Annotated in this window: 15 protein-coding genes and 1 pseudogene; 6 read left to right on the top strand and 10 right to left on the bottom strand. The window is 64.1% G+C overall.

The window, feature by feature from the left end; translation table 11 throughout:
- The first annotated feature begins 261 nt into the window (after window positions 1-261).
- Both dapA and yfcF read left to right on the top strand, forming a co-directional pair.
- Window positions 262-1,149 (top strand): 4-hydroxy-tetrahydrodipicolinate synthase, encoded by an 888-nt coding sequence (gene dapA / locus CEJ45_RS13050; protein WP_088755520.1) that lies wholly within the window; start codon window positions 262-264, stop codon window positions 1,147-1,149.
- A 24-nt stretch (window positions 1,150-1,173) separates the two neighbouring features.
- The gene (gene yfcF / locus CEJ45_RS13045; protein WP_088755519.1) at window positions 1,174-1,812 is read left to right on the top strand and encodes a glutathione transferase; all 639 of its coding nucleotides are present in this window, start codon (window positions 1,174-1,176) and stop codon (window positions 1,810-1,812) included.
- Between the two features lie 92 nt (window positions 1,813-1,904).
- Here yfcF and CEJ45_RS13040 read toward each other — a convergent pair whose 3' ends face one another.
- Window positions 1,905-3,161, bottom strand: coding sequence for an MFS transporter (locus tag CEJ45_RS13040; protein ID WP_088755518.1), 1,257 nt, complete (start codon window positions 3,159-3,161; stop codon window positions 1,905-1,907).
- Between the two features lie 448 nt (window positions 3,162-3,609).
- Between CEJ45_RS13040 and CEJ45_RS13035 the strand changes: the two genes are divergently transcribed.
- Window positions 3,610-4,332 (top strand): FadR/GntR family transcriptional regulator, encoded by a 723-nt coding sequence (locus tag CEJ45_RS13035; protein ID WP_088755517.1) that lies wholly within the window; start codon window positions 3,610-3,612, stop codon window positions 4,330-4,332.
- 74 nt (window positions 4,333-4,406) lie between these two features.
- Here CEJ45_RS13035 and CEJ45_RS13030 read toward each other — a convergent pair whose 3' ends face one another.
- The 5 genes and pseudogenes from CEJ45_RS13030 to CEJ45_RS13010 form a co-directional block, all read right to left on the bottom strand.
- On the bottom strand, window positions 4,407-5,210 hold the full coding sequence (locus CEJ45_RS13030; protein WP_088755516.1) for a transporter substrate-binding domain-containing protein: 804 nt from the start codon (window positions 5,208-5,210) through the stop codon (window positions 4,407-4,409).
- Between the two features lie 51 nt (window positions 5,211-5,261).
- Entirely contained in the window at window positions 5,262-6,056 is a 795-nt protein-coding gene (locus tag CEJ45_RS13025; protein ID WP_088755515.1) for an amino acid ABC transporter ATP-binding protein, read from the bottom strand.
- Window positions 6,040-6,693 (bottom strand): amino acid ABC transporter permease, encoded by a 654-nt coding sequence (locus tag CEJ45_RS13020; RefSeq protein WP_088755514.1) that lies wholly within the window; start codon window positions 6,691-6,693, stop codon window positions 6,040-6,042. The genes CEJ45_RS13025 and CEJ45_RS13020 overlap by 17 nt, the downstream gene beginning before the upstream one ends.
- Window positions 6,690-7,525, bottom strand: a pseudogene (locus CEJ45_RS13015) (amino acid ABC transporter permease). The gene CEJ45_RS13020 and the pseudogene CEJ45_RS13015 overlap by 4 nt, the downstream one beginning before the upstream one ends.
- 248 nt (window positions 7,526-7,773) lie before the next feature.
- Window positions 7,774-8,628: an NAD-dependent epimerase/dehydratase family protein gene (locus CEJ45_RS13010; protein WP_088755513.1), complete on the bottom strand. Its 855-nt coding sequence runs from the start codon at window positions 8,626-8,628 to the stop codon at window positions 7,774-7,776.
- Window positions 8,629-9,121: 493 nt separating this feature from the next.
- Here CEJ45_RS13010 and CEJ45_RS13005 point away from each other — a divergent pair, with 493 nt between their 5' ends.
- The gene (locus CEJ45_RS13005; protein WP_088755512.1) at window positions 9,122-10,759 is read left to right on the top strand and encodes a methyl-accepting chemotaxis protein; all 1,638 of its coding nucleotides are present in this window, start codon (window positions 9,122-9,124) and stop codon (window positions 10,757-10,759) included.
- A gap of 15 nt (window positions 10,760-10,774) precedes the next feature.
- Here the strand turns inward: CEJ45_RS13005 and CEJ45_RS13000 are convergent, their stop codons facing one another.
- The 3 genes from CEJ45_RS13000 to CEJ45_RS12990 are packed head-to-tail and all read right to left on the bottom strand — an operon-like array spanning window position 10,775 to window position 16,721.
- On the bottom strand, window positions 10,775-12,274 hold the full coding sequence (locus CEJ45_RS13000; protein ID WP_088755511.1) for an efflux transporter outer membrane subunit: 1,500 nt from the start codon (window positions 12,272-12,274) through the stop codon (window positions 10,775-10,777).
- A complete protein-coding gene (locus tag CEJ45_RS12995; RefSeq protein WP_088755510.1) occupies window positions 12,274-15,429 on the bottom strand; it encodes an efflux RND transporter permease subunit in 3,156 nt (1,051 codons plus the stop codon). Before CEJ45_RS12995 ends, CEJ45_RS13000 begins: the two co-directional genes overlap by 1 nt.
- Window positions 15,430-15,440: 11 nt before the next feature.
- Window positions 15,441-16,721: an efflux RND transporter periplasmic adaptor subunit gene (locus CEJ45_RS12990; protein WP_241517335.1), complete on the bottom strand. Its 1,281-nt coding sequence runs from the start codon at window positions 16,719-16,721 to the stop codon at window positions 15,441-15,443.
- A 226-nt stretch (window positions 16,722-16,947) separates the two neighbouring features.
- On the opposite strand from CEJ45_RS12990, the gene CEJ45_RS12985 reads away from it, so the two are divergent.
- Both CEJ45_RS12985 and CEJ45_RS12980 read left to right on the top strand, forming a co-directional pair.
- On the top strand, window positions 16,948-18,402 hold the full coding sequence (locus CEJ45_RS12985; protein ID WP_088755509.1) for an ATP-binding protein: 1,455 nt from the start codon (window positions 16,948-16,950) through the stop codon (window positions 18,400-18,402).
- A complete protein-coding gene (locus CEJ45_RS12980) occupies window positions 18,399-19,142 on the top strand; it encodes a response regulator (RefSeq protein WP_088755508.1) in 744 nt (247 codons plus the stop codon). The genes CEJ45_RS12985 and CEJ45_RS12980 overlap by 4 nt, the downstream gene beginning before the upstream one ends.
- Window positions 19,143-19,267: 125 nt before the next feature.
- Here the strand turns inward: CEJ45_RS12980 and CEJ45_RS12975 are convergent, their stop codons facing one another.
- Window positions 19,268-20,818, bottom strand: a complete 1,551-nt coding sequence (locus CEJ45_RS12975; RefSeq protein WP_088755507.1) for a methyl-accepting chemotaxis protein — start codon at window positions 20,816-20,818, stop codon at window positions 19,268-19,270.
- Window positions 20,819-20,906 lie beyond the last annotated feature (88 nt).

The following is a 20,906-nucleotide window of genomic DNA, read 5'->3' as shown; positions in this document are numbered from 1 at the left end:
TTACTATCGTCGCTCAGCCCATCACTTCCCACACCATGCACCTGAAGCGATCCCGCATCCAGACACCCGCTGCCCTCCCGGCCGCTGGCGCCTGCATGCATGGGCTGAACACCAAAAAACGGCATCTCCGCTGACGGGGATGTCACGTCCCGTCCGGCGGAATGCCTGGCGGGACTGGATCGCAACACACCCTTCTTCCAGACCTCGCCCGGCGCGCTGCCGGTGGAACGGCTTTCTTCAACCGTTTTCCATGAGGTACACATGCACACAAGTTTTACCGGAGTCTGGGTCCCCATCGTCACTCCCTTCGCGCCGGGTGACCCGACCTGCATCGACCACGCCGCACTGGCTCGACTGGCGCAACATCTGGCCGGAGAAGGCATCAGCGGACTGGTCGTCGGCGCCACCACGGGCGAGGGCATCCTGCTGCAGCCAGGTGAACAGGAAGCGTTGCTGGCGACCCTGCGCGCCGCGGTCCCGCAGCTGCTGCTGGTGATGGGCTTGTCGAGCGCGTCCACGCACGACGCGGTACTGCGCGCACGCGCGCTGTCACCGCTGCAGCCTGATGGCTTGTTGGTGACGCCACCGCTTTACGTACGGCCATCCCAGGAAGGCATCCGTCGCCATGTGGAAGCGGTCACGGAGAGCGCGGACCTGCCGGTGCTGGTCTACAACATTCCCTATCGCACCGGCTGCCAGGTCGAGCTGGAGACACTGCAACAACTGGCGCTGGATCCGCGCGTAGTCGGCCTCAAGGAATGCGGCGGCAGCCTGGAGCGCATGCAGCGGCTGGTCAACGAGACCCCGCTGCGTATCCTCTCGGGCGATGACGCGCAGAATTTCATGGCCCTGTGCCTGGGTGCGCACGGCGTCATCGCCGCCTCAGCGCACGTGATGCCGCGCTGGCACGTGCAGATGCAGGCACTGGTCCGTGACAACCAGTGGCAGCAGGCCAGGCATATTGCCGACGCGTTGCAGCCGGTCATCCGCGATCTGTTTGCCGAACTCAGCCCGGCACCCTTGAAGGCCCTGCTGCACGCCGATGGCTGGTGCGCACCAGAGGTCCGCCTGCCCTTCCTGCCGATCAGCGCGGGCTTGCACGCGCGTCTGATGACGCAACGGCAGGCGTTGCTGTCGCATACTTTCTGAACACTGCTCTCAAGGAAAAACACAATGTCATCCATGCCCCTGCAACTCCACGTCGACGCCCAATACACCAGCCCCTACGCCATGTCGGTTTTCGTCACCCTGCGCGAGAAGGACTTGCCCTTCGCGCTGCACACGGTCGATCTAGACGCCGCCGCCCATCACGACCCCGCCTATGCCGCACTCTCCCTGACGGCACGCGTGCCGACCTTGCAGCATGGCGAGCTGGCGCTGTCCGAATCCTCGGCCATCACCGAATACCTGGAAGAGGTCTTCGGCGGGCCGCCGGTCTATCCCGCCCATCTCCCCTCACGCGCACGCGCGCGCCAGGTGCAAGCCTGGTTGCGCAGCGACCTGCTGCCCATCCGCGAAGAGCGCAATACCCAAGTGCTCTTCTATGGCGCGCGCAAGCCGCCCCTGTCGGCACAGGCAGCGGCCGCAGCGCAACGACTGTTCCGTTTCGCCGAAGCGCTGCTGCCCCAGGGAGCGGAGCACCTCTTCGGCCAGTGGTGCATCGCCGATACCGACCTGGCGTTGATGATCAATCGCCTGGCACTGCATGGCGACCCGGTGCCGCCGCGTCTGGCCGCCTATGCCAAGGCACAATGGCAGCGCCCCTCGGTGCAGGAGTGGGTCGCGATGCAGCGCCCGCCGCTGACGGCATGAACGGCATCGGCGATCACTGATCGGTGATCCCAATGAAAAAGGGCGGCGTCCCCAGACGCCGCCCCTTCGAAGCTACCCGCGCGCGAGGGCAATCAGGCGATCGCCTCGGGACGCGGACGGGCAATGGCGAACACCACCGCCACGGCCACCAGGTCGAATGCCGCCAGCAGCACGAACAAGGGACCATAGCCAATCTGTGTGACGAGAATGCCGAAGAGCAGCGTGAACAGCGTCGCGCCCAGGTAGCCGCTCATGCCGGTCAGGCCGGTGGCGGTGGCCACCTGGTTCTTGGTGAAGACGTCGGAAGTGATCGAATACAACGCGCCCGACAGCGTCTGGTGCGCAAAGCCGCCGATGGAAAGCAAGGCGATGGCCACATACGGACTATCAACGAAACCCACGCAGGCCGGACCGATCATGGCAAGGCTACCCACCAGCATCACCAGCTTGCGCGAGGTGAAGAGCGACACATTCAGGTGCTTGTGGAAGAACGGGCTCAGGTAGCCGCCCAGCACGCAACCGATATCGGCCGCCAGGAAAGGCAGCCAGGCGAACATGGCGATTTCCTTGATGTTCATGTGGCGCTCGGTAGCCATGTACAAGGGGATCCAGGCATTGAAGGTCTGCCACGCCGGTTCCGACAGGAAGCGCGGGATGGCGATCGACCAGAAATTCTGGCTGCGCACGATCTTGGTCCAGCTTTCGCGCACGACTTTTTCAGGGGTCTTTTCCTGGCCGTCGAGGATGTAGGCGCGCTCTTCCGGCGAGAGCAGCTTCTGGTCACGCGGGCTCTTGTAGAACAGCATCCACAGGAAAAACCACAACACGCCCAGCACGCCCACCACCACGAAGGACATCTTCCAGCCGCCGTGCAGGATGGTCCATACCACCAGGGGTGGTGCGCACAGCGCGCCGATGGACGAGCCGATGTTGAACCAGCCGATGGCCACCGACCGTTCCTTGGCCGGGAACCATTCGGTGGACGCCTTCACGCCGCCAGGAATGCCGGCTGCCTCGGTCATGCCCAGCAGTGCGCGGAAGAAGGCCAGGCTCTGCCAGCCGGTCGCCAGGGCCGCGGCCGCACACACCAGCGACCAGGCCAGGGCGAAGATGCCGAAACCGATCTTGGTCCCGACCACGTCGAGGATGTAGCCGGCCACCGGCTGCATGACCGCATAGCAGATCTGCCACGCCACCACGATGTAGGAGTACTGCTGGGTACTCATGTCCAGCTCTTTCATCATGGTCGGGGCGGCCACCGATAGCGTGTTGCGGGCCAGGTAATTGACGATCAGGGCCAGGGTGACCAGCGTCACCATGTACCAGCGGATTCCTCTTACGTACTTCATGGCGTCTCCAAAATGGATAGTTCTTCAAAGGGCAGGCAATGCGCGGCCCGTCGCCTGGGGGTGCGGTTGCGCGCCCGCTCTCGCGGTGGATGGCGCACAGCCGGCATCCCCGGGCGGCACGGGGCCGCCTGGTGTCAGGCAGATCGGGAATGCATGCCTGTCTCCAGATGAAGTTTTATTATCTTTTTTATCATTTCATTTATACGATGTCGTATAAGTTAAGCTGCGATTAGTCGGACTAATTCTTCATGCAGGTGGACAACTCTAATGATCGCGGCTCGGGAAGTCAACCGAATTAAATGCAGCTTCCTTCCTGGAAATGGCTTGGCAGGGCGATTTCGGAGGGGCAAGGTGAATCTTCCCGCGCGCCGGACGCCCCAGGCTTGCGCCCCGGCGCAGAACCCTTCATAGTGACCGCAGACGAACTCTTCGGCAGCAGTCATCGTACATGTCAGCATTCAACCCGCCCTCCCCTGATTCTTCACGTCGCGGCCAGCTCAGCCGGTCCGAACACATCTGCAAGCAGATCATCGCTTCCATCCTGCGCGGGGAACTGGGTGAGAACCGCAAGCTGCCCACCGAAGTGGAACTGGCGCAGCGCTACGAGGCTTCCCGCACGACGGTACGGGAAGCGCTCTCGCGCCTGCGTTCGGAAGGCATCGTGGTCTCGCGCCGGGGCTCGGGCAACTATGTGCAGCGGCTGCCCGTCCTGCAAAGCAGCGCGCCGGCGCAGATTGCCAGCATCCCTGACGTGGAGCGCTATTACGCGTTTCGGCAGTGCGTGGAAGTCGGTGCGGCAGGCATTGCGGCCACCGCCCGCGAGGAAGAGGACATCGCCCTGATGCGCCATTGCCTGCAAGCGCTGCGGCGCGCGCAACTGGAAGGACAGACCGGCGTGGAGGAAGACCTGGCGCTGCACATGGCCATCGCCCGGGCCACCCGCAATCCCTTCTTCATCTCCACCATCGAACATGCGCTGGGCCCGATCCGCCAGTGCATGGAACTGGCACAGAACCTGGGTTCACCCCAGGAGGGTGAGCGCATCCAGGTCATCGACGACGAACACCAGGCCATCATCGATGCCATCGCCCAAGGTTCGGCGCCAGACGCCGAGGCGGCCATGCGCGCCCACATCGGGCATGCGCGCCAGCGCATCTTCGAAGGCGGCTGAAGGCGGCACAAGCCGGCAGGTGACGCAACAACGCCGGGCCATGTTGCGCCCGGCGTGGCTGGATCAAAGACGGCTTAAGCGGGATTCTGCACGGCGGCCGGCAGGTCGCGGCCGTGATGCTTCTTGTAGATGGCATTGAGCTTGCCATTCTTCTGGTTGGTCTTGACCCAGTTGTCGATCCACTCCTTCAGGCGCGGCTGGTTCTTGTTGATGGCAATGCCCAGGTCAAACGCCTTCTGTTCGAACTTCATTTCCAGGTTCTTGCCCGGCGCCTTCTTCTGCATTTCCTGCAGGTTCGAAGGCGTGCTGGAGAACACTTCCACCTGGCCCGTGACCATCGAGGTGATGAGGGTTGCATCATCTTCGTAGCGCATGATCTCCGCACCCTTGGCGTTCTGCGTGGTCAGCGTATCGTTGGGCGTGGCGCGGGTGACGCCGATGCGCTTGCCGTTGAGGTCCGCATAGTCCTTGATGGCCATGCTCTTGGGCGCACCGATGATGAGGCTGATCACGGCGTAGGGCGTGGAGAAATCGATGACCTTCAAGCGCTCCGGCGTGATCGACAGCGAACCCACCACGATATCGGCGCGATTCGATTGCAGGGTCGGCACCCGCGCCGCATTGGCCACCTGGATCAGGTCGAGCTGCACGCCCAGGTCCTGCGCCAGCAGGCGCGCAGCATCGACGTCGGAGCCGGCCGGTTGCAGCTTGTCGTCGCTGTAGCCGAACAGCGGCGTACTGGACGTGGTGGCGATGCGGATCTTCCCGGCCTTCTTGATATCGTCGAGCTGGTCGGCGTGCGCGGCATGGGCGGCCAGGCCCAGGACCAGGGCCGCTATGGCGGGGCGTACGAGGTGGCGTAATGGGGTTAGTTGCATTTTGTGTCTCCGTTATTTTAGGAATGGTCAGGTCAGGCAACAGCGTTTGCGCTACAGGTCGGCGGCCAGGAAGGCTTGCAGTTCGGGGGTATGCGGGTGGTCCAGCATGTCGCCGGGACCGACTTCCCAGACTCGGCCCTGGTGCATGTAGATGATGCGGTCGGCCACGCGCTTGGCGAAGTTCATCTCGTGCGTCACCAGCAGCATGGTCATGCCATTGGCGGCCAGGTCTTCCATCACGCGCAGCACTTCGCCGGTCAGTTGCGGGTCCAGTGCCGAGGTCACTTCATCGAACAGCATCACCTTCGGCGACATCGCCAGCGAGCGCGCAATGGCCACGCGCTGCTGCTGCCCGCCGGAGAGCTGCTCGGGATAGGCATTGGCCTTTTCGTCGAGCCCCACCTGCGCCAGCGCGGCCAGGGCCACGCGGCGCGCCTCGGCCTTGTCCTGCTGCTTGACGTGGCGCAGGGCCAGCATGACGTTTTCCAGCACGTTGAGGTGAGGGAACAGGTTGTAGCTCTGGAACACGATGCCGACCTCGCGCCGCAGCTGGTGCAGGTCCACGTGTGGATCATCGACACGGATGCCGGCTACTTCGATGCTGCCGGAGTCGATGGTCTCCAGCCGGTCGATGCAACGCAGTGCCGTGGACTTGCCGGAACCGGAGGCACCGATGATGGCGATCATCTCGCCGCGCGCCACTTCAAAGGACACGCCTTTCAAGACCTGGTTGTCGCCGAAACTCTTGTAGACCTGGTCCAGCCGGACGATGACCGGCTGCGGTTCCGGGGACGCCGCCACGGCGCGCAGATGCGGTCCGGATTCGGGTTTAGCGATGGCTGACATTGAGCTTTCTCTCCATGGATGCGCTCCAGCGCGATAAGGGATAGCAGAGCAGGAAGTAGAACGACCCCACCAGCAGGAACACCAGGAAGGGCTGGAAGATGGAGTTGTTGATGATCTGCCCGGCCCGGGTCAGTTCGACGAAACCGATGACCGAGGCCAGCGAGGTCATCTTGATCAACTGCACCAGGAAGCCGATGGTCGGCGGCAGCGACAGCCGCGTGGCCTGCGGGATGATGACCAGGCGCAGGGTCTGCCAGCGCGTCAGCGACAGGCATTCGGAGGCCTCCCACTGCGGGCGCGGCATGGCTTCCACGCAACCACGCCAGATGTCGCCCAGATAGGCGCTGGCATAGATCATCATCGCCAGCCCGGCCGCCACCAGCGCCGGCAATACCAGCCCATAGACCGACAGTCCGAAATAGACGATGAAGAGCAGGATCAGCAAGGGAATGCCCTGCACGCATTCGATGAAAAGGAGGGCCGGTCGCCGCAGCCAGGCGCGTGGCGAGATGCGCGCCAGCATCACCAGGAATCCGCCGATGCCGCCGAGCACGAAGGCCAGTAGCGACAAGACCAGGGTCCAGCCGATGGACTGCACCATGAAGAAGAAATAGGTCCAGCTGAAGTTGCCCATCACGATGTGCTCCCTTCGATGCGCAGCGCAGCTGCGGTGTTGACGGCTACCGGACGTGCCGCGCCATGCACATACGGCACATGGGCCAGCGGCGCCATCCCTGCCGGATCGCTGGCGGGCAAGCGCGACACCGGACTGCGTCTGCCCTGCGCGGCCGCGCGGCGCAAGGTGCGGCGGCGCTTGAAAATAGTTTCACCGATGGAATAAGCCACCAGCTTGACCAGCACGGCCAGCACCAGGTACAAGGCAGCCACCACGAGATAGGTTTCCAATGAGCGGAAGGTATCGGACTGCACGGTATTGGCGATGGCGGTGAGCATTCCTCGGCAGAAATCTGCGAGGCCATCGCCGAGGCCTGCATCATCAGCAGGAACTGGCTGGTCAGCGCCGGATAGACGCGCTCGATGGCCGGCTGCAGCATCACGTGCCAGCGGATGCGCCAGACCGACAGGCCCAGGCATTCGGCGGCCTCGATCTGTCCGCGCGGGACCGAATCGATGCCGGCGCGGATGATCTCGGCGGCATAGGCGGCGATGTTGATGATCATGGCCAGCACCGCTGCCGCGAAGGTGGGCATGCGGATACCGAGACTGGCCAGGCCGAAATACAGCAGGAAGATCTGCACCAGGAACGGGGTATTGCGCACCACCTCGATGTAGCCGCTGCAGGTGCGGGCTACAAGGCGATTGGGACTGTTCTTGGCAAAGGCGACGAAGATGCCGATGGCTACGCCCACGATGACGGCCAGCGTCGTCATCTTCAGCGTCAGCCAGGCACCGTGCAGGAACACGGGCCAGTACGGCGCCAGTGGCGTGAAGTCGAGAGAGAAGTTCATGGGCTGCCGGGTCCATCAAGGTTTCAGGGAACCGGACATCGGTGCGGCGCGGGCGCGATCCTGCTGCGTGCGAGCGGCCCGGTGTGCCGGGTGCTGCCTTGCTGCGATTCAGGTCAAGCTGTTGCGTGCGGTGCTGCCATGCCGCGCGCTGGAGAAGGGCGTAGCGCGCGGGAAATTCAATGAACTGCGGCGATGGACTACAACGGGACTGCCGCGATGAAACGAGAAAATGCTGTGGACAACTTAAGTTAGTTCGCCAACGGATCAAAGGGTCCGGCGGCCGTGAAGGCACCGCCTTGCAGGGTCGCAACCGGATCATCGGCAGCCGGCTGCGGTTGCGCTTCCACCTTGGCGCGGAAGATCTCCGAACTGTCCTTGGGCGCATAGCCCAGGTGCGCGGCGTGGCGGTTGTCCCACCAGGTCTTGGCGTTGGCCGACATGCCGTAGACGATGGTGTGGCCCACGCCAGGAATGAACAGCGCACGGCGCAGCAGTTGCTCGAAATCGTCCATGCTCATCCAGCTGGCCAGCATGCGGCGGTTGGTCGCTTCCGGGAAGATCGAACCGATGCGGATGCTCACCGTCTCCACCCCATAGCGGTCGAAGTAGAACTGCGCCATGTCTTCGCCATAGGACTTGGACAAGCCGTAGTAGCCGTCGGGACGCTTCATGGCGTGCGCATCGATGCGCTCATCCTGGCCATAGAAACCGGTGACGTGATTGGAGCTGGCGAAGATGACGCGCTTGACGCCATGCCGGCGTGCGGCCTCGTAGATGTGGAAGACGCCCTTGATGTTGGCTTCCAGGATCTCTTCGAAGGGACGCTCCACCGACACGCCACCCAGGTGGATGATGGCCTCGCAGCCCGCCACCATGGCATCGACCGCAGCGCGATCGGCCAGGTCGCAGCCCAGCACTTCTTCATGCGCGGCCGCAGGGCCGGCGGCCTCCATGGCCACAGCCAGATCCGCTACCCGCACATGCTCGGCGAAAGACGCCAGGCGGCCACGCAATTGCCGGCCCACGCCACCGGCAGCGCCGGTCAGCAGGAGGCGGGAAAAACGGGCGGTCTGCCACGCATCACGGTCGGTGTCTGCGCTCATGCGGGCTGTCTCCTGATGGTTGCTCATCGTTGTTGTTGTCGGATCGGGTGCTGCATTCAAAGGCGGTGATGTCGCCGATCGCCCTGCGCCTGCATCGGGTCGGCAGAGCTTGTACGTCGTCGTATCACTTGGCGGATTATTCCCGGCGAGGTACGGCTTGTCAACCGGATTCGGGGGCAATTACGGCGGAGGGATATGAAGCTTCACGTAGGAAATCCTCTCAGGAATCTCACGCGATTTTGCGCTCATTTGACTCCAAAACCACGCCATATTCCATCAAATGAGACAAATATGCGCCAAACGCCGAAATGACTTGGCCGCGAAATTCTTCTCATTTACACTGATTGCCAGAAGGAAAGCAGCCTGTCACCACGTCCCTGCGACGGCCCGGCCGCCAGATCGATGCGCGGCCATTGCGGCAGGTTCCCTTCGTCCATTTCCCCGTCCGCTACGCCGCGCCGCCGGACCCATGACCAAGAAAAGCAAGAGACCCATGCACCCACTGAGCAAACTCAAGATCGGTACGCAATTGCGTATCGGCTTCGGCATCGTGATCGCACTGATGCTGGTATTGATTTCCATCGCGCTGCTGCGCATGCACGCCATTTCCGGCGCGATGCGCTACCAGGACCAGGTGACCGAAACCAGGCTGGAGCCGCTGTATGTGGCCCGCGAGGCGCTGGACCAGACCGGCATGTCCGCGCGCAACGCCTACATCTTCCGTGACGAGGCTGATGCGGCGCGCGAGCTGGCCATCGTCGATGAGCAGAAAGCCCTGTACCTGTCCGCCCTGCGCCAGCTGGAGCCGGCGATGGCCGGCAATGCCCAGTTCGAGAAGGCCAAGGCCGGGCTGCTGGCGATGGCGGAAGAACTGAAGCGCCCGCGCCACTATCGTGAACGCGGCCAGATGGAAGCCTACGGTGAGTTCCTGGTCAAGGAGTGCAGCCCGCTGCGCCGCCAGATCGTGGCCGACATCGACGTGCTGCTCAAGTCCGTACAACGCGAGAACCAGCAAGCCAGTGCTGCGGCCGATGCGCTCTTCGACAGCTCGCTGCGGGGGGTGATCCTGTGTGGTGCCGTGATCCTGGTGGTCTCGATGGCAACGGCGTGGATGATCCGCAGGAGCCTGCTGGGCCAGCTGGGCGGCGAACCGCGCTATGCAGTGGAAATTGCCGGACGCATCGCGCATGGCGAACTCTCCACGCCGGTCGACACCAAGTCGGGTGACCGCACCAGCCTGCTGTATGAAATCCGCGTGATGCGCGACAAGCTGGCCTCGCTGGTCCAGCAGGTGCGCACCGGCACCCATACGATTGCGGGGGCCTCTTCCGAAATCGCCATGGGCAACCAGAACCTGTCGGAGCGTACTGAGCAACAGGCCGAGACCCTGGAGAAAACCGTAGCCGCCATGGAAGAACTCACTGCCGCCGTGCGCCGCAATGCAGACAATGCGCGCCAGGCCAACGAACTGGCCGGCTCGGCCTCCGACATCGCCAGCCAAGGTGGCGCGGTGGTGCAGCAGGTGGTCTCCACCATGGGCCAGATCGATGCGGCCTCGCGCAAGATCGTCGACATCATCGGCGTGATCGACAGCATCGCGTTCCAGACCAACATCCTGGCGTTGAACGCGGCGGTGGAAGCAGCGCGAGCCGGTGAACAGGGCCGCGGCTTTGCCGTGGTGGCCGCGGAAGTCCGTTCACTGGCGCAGCGTTCGGCAGCGGCCGCGCATGAGATCAAGCAGCTCATCGACACTTCGGTGGCCAGCGTGAGCGACGGCAGCCGCCTCGTGCAGCAGGCAGGCGGGACCATGCAGCAAGTGGTGGCCAGCGTGCAGCGCGTGACGGCGGTGGTGGCCGAGATCAGCGATGCCAGCCAGGCGCAGACCGAGGGCATCCTCGCGGTCAATGACGCCATCGCACGGCTGGACGAGAATACCCAGCAGAATGCGGCCCTGGTGGAAGAAGCCGCTGCAGCATCGCAATCGATGAGCCAGCAGGCCGATCACCTGAGCCATCTGGTGGGCGCCTTCAAGCTCAGTGCGGCGCAGATGGAAGCCGACCCGGCTGCCAATGACGACGGCACGCTCACCATCGACATCACGCCGGCACCGCCGCGCATTGCGATGCGCTGAGCACTGCTGCCACCATCAGGACGGACTGTGCGCTGCCGCCCCAGGCTGTGCCGTCTGTTCACTCCAGCCGCCGCCCAAGACCTTGTAGAGCGTGATGCGATTGCTCTGCTCGGTCAGGCGCAGCGAGATCAGCGTCTGCTGTGCGGAGTACAGCGTACGCTGCGCCACCAGCGTGGTGAGATAGCTGTCGATGCCATTCTTGTAGCGCGCCTCGGACAAGCGGAAGGCCTTTTCGCTGGCCGCCGTGGCCCGGCCCTGCGCATCCAGCCGCTGGTCCAGCGTGGCGCGCACGGCCAGCGCATCAGCCACTTCCCGGAAGGCGGTCTGGATCGCCTTCTCGTAATTGGCCACATCGATATCGCGCGTGATCTTGGCCGAATCCAGGCTGGCGCGCAGGCTGCCCGCATTGAAGATGGGCAGGTTGATCGATGGCACGAAACTCCAGCTGCCACTGCCCGCCTTGAACAAGCCGCCCAGGGTACGGCTGGCCGTTCCGCCATCAGCGGTGAGCGAAATGCTGGGGAAGAAGGCCGCGCGCGCCGCACCGATGTCGGCATTGGCGGACTTCAAGGTATGTTCGGCCGCCAGCACATCCGGGCGACGCAGCAATACTTGCGAGGGCAAGCCCGCAGGCGTGGCAGGCAATACGCTGGCGGTGTCCGGCAAACCGGCCGGCAACAGCGCCGCATCCACATCGGCCCCGACCAGCAGGCGCAACGCGTTGATGTCCTGCGCAACCTGGCTGGTATAGCTGGCCACATCGGCGCGTGCCGCTTGCACCGTGGCTTCCTGGCTGGCAAGATCGACTCCGGAGACGGTACCGATATCGTGGCTGCGCTGGCTCAGTTCGAAGGTCCGTGACTGGCTGGCATAGGTGTCCTGCGCCAGCTTCAACAACTCACGGTCGGACGCCAGCGTGAGCCACGCGGTAGCGACTTCGGCCACCAGGCTGATGTGGGTGCTGCGACGCGTCTCGACCTGGTACTGGTAGGTTTCCAATGCTGCATCGGAGAGGTTCTTCAGGCGGCCGAAGAAATCCAGCTCGTAAGCGCTCACTCCCACCGTCACGCTCTGCTGCCGTGACACCGTGGCGCGGCCGCTGGTGGACAACTCGGCCGGCGTGCGGCTGGCCGTGCTGGTGCCCGTGGCGGAGATGGCCGGATAGCGATCGGCATCGGTGATGCGATATTGCGCGCGCGCCTTCTCGATGTTCAAGGCCGCCACCCGCAGGTCGCGGTTGTTCTCCAACGCGGCGGCGATCACCTGCTGCAGGCGGGGATCAAGGAAGAATTCGCGCCAGCCGAGCTGATCGGCATCGATCTCGCCAGCGGCCTTGCCGGCGCTGCCGCCGAGCGGCTTGCCGTCGACCTGCTGGCTCCAGCTGGCCGGCACCGGTGCGGCCGGTTGCGCGTAATCGGGCGCGAGGTTGGCGCAGCCGGCCAGCGCTGCAGCAAGCGCCAGCACCATGGCCGTACGGGTCCAGGGAATCGAAGTCTGTTGTGCGGGCCGGGTCATCACACGCCCTTCTTTTGGTTCGCGTGATCGTCATCCCGGCGTGGCTTCTTCGCCGCGCGTCGATCCAGCCAGGTGCCGATCAGGTAGTAGAACAGGGGCACGAAGAAGATGCCCAGCAAGGTCGCCGACAACATGCCGCCCAGCACGCCCGTACCAATGGCGCGGCGGCTGGCCGAGCCGGCACCGCTGGCCACGGCCAGCGGCAGCACGCCGAACATGAAGGCCAGCGAGGTCATCAGGATGGGGCGCAGGCGCAGCTGCACCGCTTCCAGGGTCGCGTCCCGCAGGCTCTTTCCGGACTCGTGCAATTGCTTGGCGAATTCCACGATGAGGATCGCGTTCTTGGCCGACAGGCCCACGGTGGTCAGCAGCCCCACCTGGAAATACACGTCGTTGGACATGCCGAAAATGCCCGTCAGCAGCACCGTCCCGACGATGCCCAGCGGCACCGCCAGGATCACCGCGAAGGGCACCGACCAGCTCTCATAGAGGGCGGCCAGGCAGAGGAACACGAAGAGGATGGAAATCGCATACAGCATCGGCGCCTGGTTGCCCGAGAGCCGCTCCTGGTAGGACGAACCGGTCCACTCGAAACCGATGCCGGCCGGCAGTTGCGCCACCAGCTTTTCCACTTCGGCCATGGCCGTGCCCGAGCTCACGCCCGCTGCCGGTTCACCGACGATCTCGAAGGAAGATACGCCGTTGTAACGCTCCAGCAGCGACGGGCCATAGGTCCACTTGCTGCTCATGAAGGCCGAGAAAGGCACCATCTGGCTGGCCGAGTTGCGCACGTACCAGCGGTTCAGGTCTTCGGCCTGCATGCGGAAGGCGGAGTCGCCCTGCACATAGACCTTCTTGACGCGTCCGTTGCTGAGGAAGTCATTGACGTAAGTGCCGCCCATGGCCGTGGCCAAGGTGGCATTGATGTCGGAGGTGGCAATCGACAGCGCATCGGCCTTGCGGTCATCGATGGCCACGCGCAATTGCGGCGTGTCGTCCAAGCCGGTGGTGCGCACGTTGGCCAGCAGCGCGTTGCTGCGCGCCAGTTGCAGGAACTGGTCACGCGCCTTCAACAGCGCATCGTGGCCCACACCGCCCACATCCTTCAATTCCAGGTCGAAGCCGGAACTCTGTCCCAGGCCGCGCACCGCAGGCGGGTTCATCAGGAACACGCGCGCGCCGCGGATCTTGGACAAGTCTGCGTTGGCCATGCGCACCAGTTCGGAAGCCGACTGCCCGGTACCGGTACGCTGGTCCCACTCCTTCAAGCGGATGAAGGCACGCGCACCGTTCTGGCTGTTGCCGCCCACACCGGCACCGACGATGGCCAGTACCGATTCGACCGACTCGGGCTTGTTCATGAAGTATTCCTGCACGGTCTTCACGACGGTCGCGGTCTGCTCGGCGGTTGCGCCCGTGGGCAACTGGATCTGGGCCATCAGCACGCCCTGGTCTTCTTCCGGCAGGAAGGACGTGGGCAGGCGCATGAACAGCACCGCCATCGCCACGGCGATCAGCGCATACATCAGCAGACCGCGCTTGCCGCGCTTGAGCAGGCCACCGACACCGCCCTGGTAGCGGGTGGCGTTGCGGTCAAAGGTGAGGTTGAACCAGGTAAAGAATTTTCCTTGCTGCACGTGGCCACTCGCATGCGGCTTGAGCAGCGTGGCGCACAGGGCCGGCGTCAGGGTCAGCGCCACCATCACCGACAAGGCCATGGCCGAGACGATGGTGATGGAGAACTGGCGATAGATCACGCCGGTCGATCCGCCGAAGAAGGCCATCGGGATGAACACCGCCGACAGCACCATGGCGATACCCACCAGCGCACCGGTGATTTCCTGCATGGACTTGCGCGTGGCTTCCTTGGGACTGAGCTTCTCTTCGCTCATCAAACGCTCGACGTTCTCCACCACCACGATGGCATCGTCCACCAGCAAGCCGATGGCCAGCACCATCCCGAACATGGTCAGGGTGTTGATGGAATAGCCGAACATGGCCAGGATGCCGAAGGTCCCCAGCAGCACCACCGGCACCGTGATGGCCGGAATGAAGGTGGCGCGGATGTTCTGCAGGAACAGGTACATGATCAGCACCACCAGCACGATGGCTTCGATCAGGGTCTTGACCACTTCTTCCAAGGACACGCGCACGAAGGGCGTGGTGTCGTAGGCGATGTTGGTCTTGAGCTTCATGGAGGCCGGGAAGTAGGGCTCCAGCTCAGCCATCTTCTTCTTGACCGCATCCGCCGTGGCCAGTGCATTGGCGCCGGTGGCCAGCTGGATCGCCAGCGCCGAGGACGGCTTGCCGTTCTGCTGCGAGGCCACCTGGTAGCTCTCGCCACCCAGCTCCACGCGGGCCACGTCAGAGAGTTTCACCACCGAACCATCGGCGGAAGACTTGACGATGATGTTGCGGAATTCATCCGGCGTGGTCAGCTTGCTGCGCGCCGTGATGGTGGCGTTGATCTGCTGCCCCGGTTGCGCCGGCAATGCGCCGATCTCGCCGGCCGACACTTCGGTGTTCTGCGCTTCGAGCGCACTGGTGACATCGGACGGCATCAGCGCGTACTTCTGCAGCTTGGCCGGATCGATCCAGATGCGCATCGCGTAATTGGTGCCGAAGGCGGTCACGTCGCCCACGCCTTCCACGCGGCTGATCTGATCGGTCAGCGTGCTGCTGATGAAGTCGCCGATGTCGATGCTGGTGATGCGCGGATCATCCGAGGTCAGCGACAGCACCATGAGGATGTCGGTCGACGCCTTGGTGACGGTCACGCCATTGTTCTGCACCGCCTGCGGCAGGCGTGCCGTGACCTGCTGCAGCTTGTTCTGCACCTGCATCTGGGCCACGTCCGGATTGGTACCGGCGGTGAAGGTCAGCGCCACCGTGGCGCTGCCGGCCGAACTGGAGCTGGCCGACATGTATTGCAGGTTGTCCAGGCCCTTCATCTGCTGCTCGATGACCTGGGTCACCGAGTCTTCCAGGGTCTTGGCCGAGGCACCGGTGTAGGTGGCCTTGATGTTGACCTTGGGAGGCGCGATGTCCGGATACTGCTCCAGCGACAGCGAGCGGATCGACATCATCCCGCCCAGCATGATGATGATGGCGATGACCCACGCGAAGATGGGCCGGTCGATAAAGAAACGTGCCATGTGTGCCTCGCTTACTTCGCCGGGGCGCTGGTGGCCGGGGCAGCGGCCGGGTCGGCATCACCGCCCAGCGAGGGATCGGCGGCCGCCGCAGCGGCTTCACGCGCCAGGTCCTTTTGCAGGCTGTCCGTGATGTCGATGGCGCGCGGTGTGTCGCCGGTGCGTACCTTCTGCAAGCCATCGACGATGAGCTTGTCGCCTTGCTGCAAGCCCTTGCTGACCCACCAGTTGTTGCCCACGGCGCGTGCCACAGTCACCAGGCGCTGCTGAACCTTGCCGTCGGCACCCAACACCAGGGCGGTGGCCGCGCCGGTCTGGTCGCGGCTGACGGCCTTCTGCGGCACCAGCAGCGCGTGTTCATCCACGCCTTCTTCCAGCACCGCACGCACGTAGGCGCCGGGCAGCAGCACCCCGTCCGGATTCGGTACCACCGCGCGCAGCGTGATCATGCCGGTGCCGGTATCGACCGACAGGCCCGTGAATTCGAGCTTGCCGGTGCGCTCATAGGTGGAGCCGTCTTCCAGCAGGATCTTGACCTGGGCGGCATTGTCACCGCTCCTTTTGATCTGGCCGCTGGCCAGTTCGCGGCGCAGGCGCAGCAGGTCCACGGTGGATTGCGTCACGTCGACGTAGATCGGATCGATCTGTTGCACCGTGGTCAGTGCGGTGGTCTGGCTGGCCGTCACCAGCGCGCCGGGGGTGACGCTGGATTTTTCGATGCGGCCCGAAATGGGCGAGAGGATCTTCGTGTGCTGCAGGTTGATGGCCGCCGTCTGCACGGCGGCCTTCTGCACTTCCACGTCGGCCTGGTTCTGGCGCAACGTACTCTGGGCGTCGTCGTTGTCCTGCTTGGAGACGGCGTCGATCTTGTTCAGCTCGGCATAACGGTCGGCCTTCAGCTTCGAGGAAGCCAGCGTGGCCTGTGCCTTGAGCAGGGAAGCCTTGGCACTGTCGTAGGCGGCCTGGTAGCTGGCCGGATCGATCTGGTACAGCGGCTGGCCGGCCTTGACGTTGCTGCCTTCCTTGAACAGGCGCTTCTGGATGATGCCGCCGACCTGCGGACGGATATCGGCCGCCAGGTAGGCCGTGGTGCGGCCGGGCAGCTCGGTGGTCAGCGCCTGGTGCTGGGCTTTGACGACGATGTAGCCGACTTCGGACTGGGCGGCAGGCTTGGGCTGGTCGCCGGATTTGGAGCAGGCGCCAAGGACGGCCACCAGCACCAGCGACAGCGCCAGGCGGGCTGCGGTGGAGGAACTGCGCCCCGGACGGCGGGCAAGGATGAGGATTTCGTGCATGATCGGGTGGCTTTCTGCCCGTCCGCCAGCCGCCACGGGCGCGGGTTCCGGGCGCAATGAGCTATCGGACCTGCGATTATCGGCAACAAATGTGAGGGAAAAATGAGCAAGCGCGGCAGTATGTCCGCCCTGCAACAGCGCGCGTCACATCGGCCCCTGATGCGCCACCACCGGCCCCGTTCTTGATAAGCTCTGGCCTGATTCCACCGACCGCCTGCTGCATCCCATGTCCATCGCCCACTCGATCGCCGAGCTGACCGACCGCTTCTTCTATCGCGCCAACATTCGCCTGAAGCTCTTCTATGCGATGCTGGCGCTGATCGTGGTGGTGATCGCAGCCATCAATGGCGCGGGGCATTACATCTTCAACCGCGACTTCCTCGGCTATCTCAACGAGCAGGCCCAGCAGCGCATGGAAGACATGGTGCCGCGCCTGGAGCAGGCCTATCGCGAGCACGGCAACTGGGAGTTCCTGCGCGACAATCCGCGCGCCTGGTTCGAATTGATGAAGCCGGCCATCGTCGAACATGGCGGTGCAGTACGCGCTTCAGGCCCCACCTTCACCCCCTCCGACCTGACCGGTGCAACCCTGCGCTTTTCGCTGCTTGATGCCCGCCGCCAATTGGTGATCGGCTATCCCGCGGTCGGTCCTGATGCGCGGCTGAGCCCGCTGCTGCAGGATGACGTCATCGTCGGCTGGGTCGCGCAGACGCCCTTCGAGAGCGTCATCGGCTCCATCGACCTGCGGTTCCAGCAAAGCCAGTTCCTGGCGCAGATCATCATTGCGGTGGTAGCCGTGATGCTGGCCGCCTTCCTGGTGGTGCGCATCTCGGGGGTGCTGACCCGTCCCCTCACCCGCGTGGCGCGTGCCACGCACCGGCTGGCCGGCGGCGATTACGCGATCCGGGTGGAAGTGGAATCGGGCGACGAAGTGGGCATGCTGGCCCAGGACTTCAACCAGCTGGCCATGACCCTGGAACGCAACGAGAAACTGCGGCGCGAGTTCATGGCTGATGTCTCGCATGAATTGCGCACCCCCTTGGGCATCCTCAACGGCCAGCTCGAAGCCCTGGAAGATGGCGTACTGCAGCCCGATGCGCAAACGCTGCGCTCGCTCAAGAGCGAGGTGGAGCATCTCAACAAGCTGGTCGGCGACCTCTACGATCTGTCGCTGGCCGATGCCGGTGCCCTCACCTATCGCCGCACCGACATCGACCTGGCGCCGCTGCTGCGCGACAGCGCGGCGATCTATGCCGAGCGCTTCAGCCAGCGCGGCATGACGCTGAGCTGCACCCTGCCCGCCGCCATGCCGGTGCATGCCGACGCAGCGCGTCTTCAGCAACTGTTCAACAACCTCTTCGAAAACAGCCTGCGCTACACCGACAGCGGGGGCCGCCTGCAGGTGCATGCGCAACTGCTGCAACAGCACTGGCACCTGGTCTTCGATGACAGCGAACCGGGCGTGCCCCCTGAGGTGATGGCGCGCCTGTTCGAGCGCTTCTTCCGGGTCGAGGCCTCGCGCAACCGCGCCAGTGGCGGCGCCGGGCTGGGCCTGGCGATCTGCCGCCGCATCGTTGATGCGCACCAGGGGACCATCGGGGCCACGGCATCCCCCCTGGGCGGACTGCGGGTCGCGGTGGTGCTGCCGGCCCGCCTGGACGATGAGGGAGACATGGCATGAGCGGGCCCAACGAAGATTTCCTGTTCACTGCGCCCGAGCGGGCCGACATCCTCATCGTCGAGGACGAGCCCAAGCTGGCTGAACTGCTGCAGAAATACCTGGCCGTGGCCGGCTATGACTCACGCCATGTGGCGCGCGGGGATGCGGCGCTGGATGCAGTCCGGGCGCAGCGGCCGGACCTGATCCTGCTCGACATCATGTTGCCGGGGATGGATGGGTGGGAAATCTGCCGCCAGTTGCGCACCTTCTCGGACGTGCCGGTACTGATGCTGACGGCCCGCGCCGAGGAAGAAGACCGCCTGCGCGGCCTGGAGCTGGGGGCCGATGACTACATCGGCAAGACACCGTTTTCGCCGCGCGAGATCGTGGCACGGGTCAAGTCCATGCTCAGGCGCAATGCATCCGTACAGCGTTCAGCACAAGCGGAACCGCCGCCGCAGGGCAGCTCGCCGCTGGTCATCGACGAGACCCGCCACCAGGCCAGCGTACGCGGCGAGCCGCTCAACCTGACGCCGCTGGAACTGCGGCTGCTCAAGACCTTCGCCGCCGCGCCGGGCCAGGTGTTTTCGCGGGAACAGCTGCTCAATCACCTGCACGATGACGACCGCCCGGTCACCGATCGCGCCATCGACACCCACATCAAGAACCTGCGCCGCAAGCTCGAACCCTGCTTCCCCGGACACAATGCCATCCAGGCGGTGTATGGCGTGGGTTATTGCTTCGCGTTTCCACCGGAATGAAAGACACCCTCCATTCATTCCGGATTGGAATGAATGGAGGGTGCGGCATATACGGTATATATGGACGGCGTAACCATGAATTACGTTCGGCGGAGCCTGCTGAAGCACGCCCCGCCGAACCCGCCTCAACGCTGGATCTTGAACACACTCACCACCTGCGACAAGCGCCCGGCCTGATCCTGCAAGGACTGCGCGGCGGCGGCGGCTTCTTCGACCAGCGCCGCATTCTGCTGGGTCACTTCATCCATCTGGGTGATGGCGCGGTTGATTTCCTCGATGCCGGTGCTCTGCTCGCTGCTGGCCGCGCTGATCTCGGCCACCACGTCGGTGACGCGCTTGACGCTGGCCACCACCTCGCTCATGGTGGCACCCGCACGCTCGACCAGCTCGCTGCCGGCACCGACCTTCTGTACCGAGTCGTCGATGAGCTGCTTGATCTCCTTGGCAGCAGACGCCGAACGCTGCGCCAGCGAACGCACTTCCGAGGCCACCACCGCAAAGCCGCGTCCCTGCTCGCCGGCACGGGCCGCTTCCACGGCGGCATTCAAGGCCAGGATGTTGGTCTGGAAGGCGATGCCGTCGATCACCGTGATGATGTCGGCAATGCGGTTCGAGCTCTCGGTGATGCCTTCCATGGTCTGCACCACCTGGCCCACCACTTCACCGCCCTGGCTGGCCACGTCCGAGGCCGAGGCGGCCAGCTGGTTGGCCTGGCGCGCGTTGTCGGCGTTCTGCTTGACGGTGGCCGTCAGTTCTTCCATGGCCGAGGCGGTTTCTTCCAGGGAGCCGGCCTGCTCTTCGGTGCGCGAGGACAGGTCCAGGTTGCCGGTGGCGATCTCCTGCGAGGCCGTGGTGATGGCATCGGTGCCATAGCGCACCTCGCTGACGATCTTGTGCAGGCTGTCGTTCATGGCGCGCAGGGAATGCATGAGCATGCCGGTTTCATCCTTGCTGTCGGAACGGATGTCCACCGTCAGGTCACCCTGTGCCACGCGCTCGGCCACGCTCACCGCCTCATTGAGCGGACGCGACACCGCGCGTGCCACTGCCAGCGCCAGCCCGAAGGCGATCACCACGATGGCGGCCAGCAGGCCGATGATCCAGGCACGCGCAGCATTGAAGACATCGGTGGCAGCCTGGTCCGAGCGCGTGCTGCCGGCGTCGTTGATCTTGATGATCTCGTCCATGCTTTCCAGCATGCTGCGGAAGGTCTTGTTGGAGTCGCCCTTGAAGATCGCGCGCGCTTCTTCTTCCTTGCCCTCACCGGAAATCTCGGCGAGCTTCTTGTCGATCTCCAGGTAGGTGGCGAAGCTCTTGGAGAACTTTTCGTAGGCCAGCTTCTCTTCCGATTCCGAAATCTGCGCTTCGTAGGTGGCGCGCTGCTTGGCCAGGATGTCCAGGCGCGACTTGATGGCCTTGAGCGCATCTTCACGCTCGGCCGGAGTGGCTGCCGTGATCATCTGCAACTCGGAAATGCGCATGCGCGGCAGCGAGGCCTGGATCGACTGCGCCGCCTTGATCGTGGGCAGCCAGTTGGTGGCCATGTCGGTGGAGGCCTGGTTCACCGCCTTCAACTCGCGAATCGCAAACACGCCGAGAATGACCGTCAGGATGATGACGGCCGCAAAGGAAAGAATGAGCTTCTTGGCGATCTTCAGGTTGTTGAACCAGTTCATGTCTGCCTCGTTGTTCTGCTGGTGATGGATTCCACCAGCGATTCTAGGCAGGTCAGGAAGCGGCCATAACGCCGATTACACGGGCGTT

It is taken from the genome of Herbaspirillum aquaticum, assembly GCF_002213425.1.
GTDB lineage: Bacteria > Pseudomonadota > Gammaproteobacteria > Burkholderiales > Burkholderiaceae_D > Herbaspirillum > Herbaspirillum aquaticum.
The sequence above is the reverse complement of the archived record's forward strand: the minus strand, read 5'-3'. Positions and strand labels throughout refer to the sequence as shown.